Annotated in this window: 3 protein-coding genes; 1 reads left to right on the forward strand and 2 read right to left on the reverse strand. The window is 62.0% G+C overall.

Translation table 11 applies throughout. The features are described 5' to 3' along the window. Window positions 1-134: 134 nt before the first annotated feature. Complete coding sequence (locus AO277_RS11900) at window positions 135-428, reverse strand: hypothetical protein (protein WP_002555356.1); 294 nt, start codon at window positions 426-428, stop codon at window positions 135-137. A gap of 95 nt (window positions 429-523) precedes the next feature. Between AO277_RS11900 and pbpC the strand changes: the two genes are divergently transcribed. Next, entirely contained in the window at window positions 524-2,872 is a 2,349-nt protein-coding gene (pbpC, locus tag AO277_RS11905) for a peptidoglycan glycosyltransferase PbpC (protein WP_044319873.1), read from the forward strand. Window positions 2,873-2,892: 20 nt separating this feature from the next. Here pbpC and AO277_RS11910 read toward each other — a convergent pair whose 3' ends face one another. Beyond that, window positions 2,893-3,300 (reverse strand): response regulator, encoded by a 408-nt coding sequence (locus AO277_RS11910; RefSeq protein WP_002555358.1) that lies wholly within the window; start codon window positions 3,298-3,300, stop codon window positions 2,893-2,895. Window positions 3,301-3,448: the final 148 nt, after the last annotated feature.

A 3,448-nucleotide genomic window follows, 5' to 3' on the forward strand; every position in this document is an offset into this window, starting at 1 on the left:
CGGGGCGGCGATCCGCATTGTTCGCGAAGGGGACGATACATCCACTGAGGATGTATCTTCAGGAATAGAGCCTTCGCGAACAAGTTCGCTCCCACAAGGGCACGCGCTTACGGCGTGGAGGCGGAGTTAGCGCATCAATGAATGATCCAGCTCAGCAACCACAGGCCCAGCGCCAGCCAGATGATCCCGAGGATGATCGAGGCGCGCATGAATGCCCGGACAGCCGAGTAAAGCAGCATCAGGCCAATGATCAGTGCGACGATGCTGATCAGTGAAGTGTCCATGCCCAGCGTGCGGGACAGGCCATCGACAAAATTTCCTCCAGCATGGGTAAACCCGTTGAACAACCACGCCAGACCGTCGACGAAGAAGCGAATCACCGCGCCGATGGCCTGCCCGAGCCATTCAAAAAAGCCTTCTACCTGCATATGTACGTCCTGATTGGGGTCGTGAAGAAAATGATCTGTCCGCTTTGGCCGTCGCAAGGCGTGTCAGGTTCCGTGGATCATAAAGGCTCTTTGCGTTGAAACCTGAATTTCTTCTGCGCCTGCGGCAAAAACTCAAGTGGCTGGCAGGCGCGATCATTCTGCTGATCGCCCTGCTTTGGCTGGCGGATCGCTTGTGGCCGTTGCCACTGCCCAAAGACGATCTGGCCCGCGTCGTACTGGCCGAGGACGGCACACCGCTGTGGCGCTTTGCCGATGCCAATGGCGTGTGGCGCTATCCGGTCAGCAACGAGCAGGTTTCGCCTTATTACCTTGAAGCCCTGCTGACCTACGAAGACCGCTGGTTCTACAGCCATCCTGGCGTGAACCCGCTGGCGCTGGTGCGCGCCACCTGGCAAAATCTCAGTAGCGCGCGCGTGGTATCCGGTGGCAGTACGCTGTCAATGCAGGTGGCGCGGCTACTCGACCCGCACTCGCGAACCTTATCCGGCAAGTTTCGCCAGTTGTGGCGCACCTTGCAGCTTGAGTGGCACCTGTCCAAGGATGAAATCCTCAGCCTGTACCTCAATCGCGCACCATTCGGCGGAACGCTGCAAGGAGTGGCGGCGGCCAGTTGGGCATATCTGGGCAAATCCCCACACAATCTGACTCGCGCCGAGGCTGCATTGCTCGCGGTGCTGCCACAGGCGCCCAGTCGGCTGCGGCCGGACCGTCATCCACAACGGGCGCAAGCTGCGCGCGACAAAGTGCTGAGGCGTCTCGCCGAGTTTCAGGTATGGCCGCAAGCCAGCGTGGACGAGGCTCTGGAAGAGCCGTTATGGCTGGCACCGCGACAGGAACCCAGCCTTGCGCCGCTGCTGGCCCGACGCCTTAATCGCCCCAACAGCCCGCCGCTGATCCGCACCACGCTGGATGCCTCACTGCAACGGCGCATGGAAGACCTGCTGATGGGCTGGCGCGCGCGCCTTCCGGAACGGACCTCGGCAGCGATTCTGGTGGTCGAGGCAGAAAACATGGCCGTGCGCGCTTATGTGGGCTCAGTGGACATCAACGACGCCAAACGTTTCGGGCATGTGGACATGGTGACGGCGCTGCGTTCGCCCGGCTCCACCCTCAAGCCATTCCTGTACGGCATGGCATTGGATGCCGGGCTGATCCACTCCGAATCACTGATGCAGGACGTCCCGCGTCGCTACGGTGACTACCGGCCGGGCAACTTCTCAACCGGTTTCGGCGGACCTGTGGCGGCCAGTTCGGCGCTGTCGATGTCGCTCAACCTGCCTGCCGTGCAGTTACTGGAGGTTTATGGGCCGAAACGCTTCGCCGCCGAACTGCGCAATGGCGGCGTACCGCTGACCCTGCCGCCGCTGGCCGAGCCGAATCTGGCGCTGATTCTGGGAGGTGCGGGCAGTCGGCTGGAGGATTTGGTGACGGGATACAGCGCCTTCGCTCGTGGCGGGCGAAGCGCCGATGTTCGATTGCAACCGCTGGACCGATTGCGCGAACGGCAGATGATGTCGCCAGGGGCCGCGTGGATCATCCGGCGCATCCTCAGCGGCCAGTCGCGTCCGGACGTAGACCCGCGCGCCGAGCTGGTGCAGCGCCCGCAACTGGCCTGGAAGACCGGCACCAGCTATGGCTTCCGCGATGCGTGGGCGATTGGTGTGGGGCCGCGTTTTCTGGTCGGTGTATGGATCGGTCGCCCGGACGGCACACCGGTGCCGGGGCAGTTCGGGCTGGCGTCGGCAGCGCCACTGATGCTTCAGGTTCATGATGTGCTGGTCAATCGCGACAGCCAGCGCGGGATCGCTGCGCCGGTGCAACCGGTGCCGCTGAATGTCGGCGTGGCAGCGATCTGCTGGCCGCTGGGGCAACCGATGAGCAAAAGCGACCCGAACTGCCGTCGACAGCGCTTCGCCTGGACACTGGACGGCACCACGCCGCCAACCTTGCAGGCGGCCGATCAACCGCTCGGCCTGGGCTTGCAGGAACGTATCTGGATCAACGCCAAGGGGTTACGCGTGGCGGCCGGTTGCCCGGACGCTCAAGCGCAGGACATCGCGCTTTGGCCTGCCCCTCTGGAACCCTGGCTGCCCAGGGCCGAACGACGCGAAGCCCGCCTGCCACCCGCCGACCCGGACTGTCCACCACAGAACCTCAACCAGGCACCGCCGCTTAGCATCGTCGGCGTGCGCGAAGGCGACAACCTGCGCCTGCCAGCGAGCAGCCGTCAGGCGCTGCGCCTCAGACTCTCGGCCCTGGGCGGCAGCGGACATCGCTGGTGGTTCATTGACGGCGTGCCACTGGCGGACACCGACACCCGGCAAGACTTCACCCCGACCCTTAGCAAACCGGGCCGTTATCAATTAAGCGTGCTGGACGAAAGCGGCCAGACCGCGAGGGTTGAATTCAGCGTGGTGGAGTGAAGGTTACGAAAACGCTGTGGTCACTGAACCTGAAAGATTTTCGGCTCGGGGAACAGGTTGTTGAGCGTTTCCAGCAGACGAACGTGGTAGATGGGTTTGCGGAACAGGTCCAGCACGTGCAGGCGCAACAGATCGCTGACGTCGTCCATGTCGGCGTGCCCAGAGGTCACGATGACAGGCAGGTGTTGACGCGACGTGTGCTCGCGCAGGTGGCGGATCAACTGGATACCGCTTTCCTCCGGCATCCGCAGATCGGTAATCACCAGCGCGATGTCCGGATGGGCTGTCAGCTGGTGCAGGGCCATTTTCACGGACGACGCCGTGAAACAGCAGAACCCCTCGCCTTCGAGCAGTTCTGCAAGCTCCTCGTTCGCGTCCTCTTCGTCATCAACCAACAGCAGCTGTTGGCGGGTAGGATGGACAGCCATTTTGACACCTTTAAACGTGAATAAATGCGATCAGGATATCCAGATTACTCCTGTTGAAAAATCTATGGTCACCCCCTTTTTTGCAATGCTGATTCATGGGCGAAGTAGTTGGCTTGCTTAAATCTATCCGGCGTCTATTGGATGATTC

The organism is Pseudomonas amygdali, assembly GCF_002699855.1.
Classification (GTDB): Bacteria; Pseudomonadota; Gammaproteobacteria; order Pseudomonadales; family Pseudomonadaceae; genus Aquipseudomonas; species Aquipseudomonas amygdali.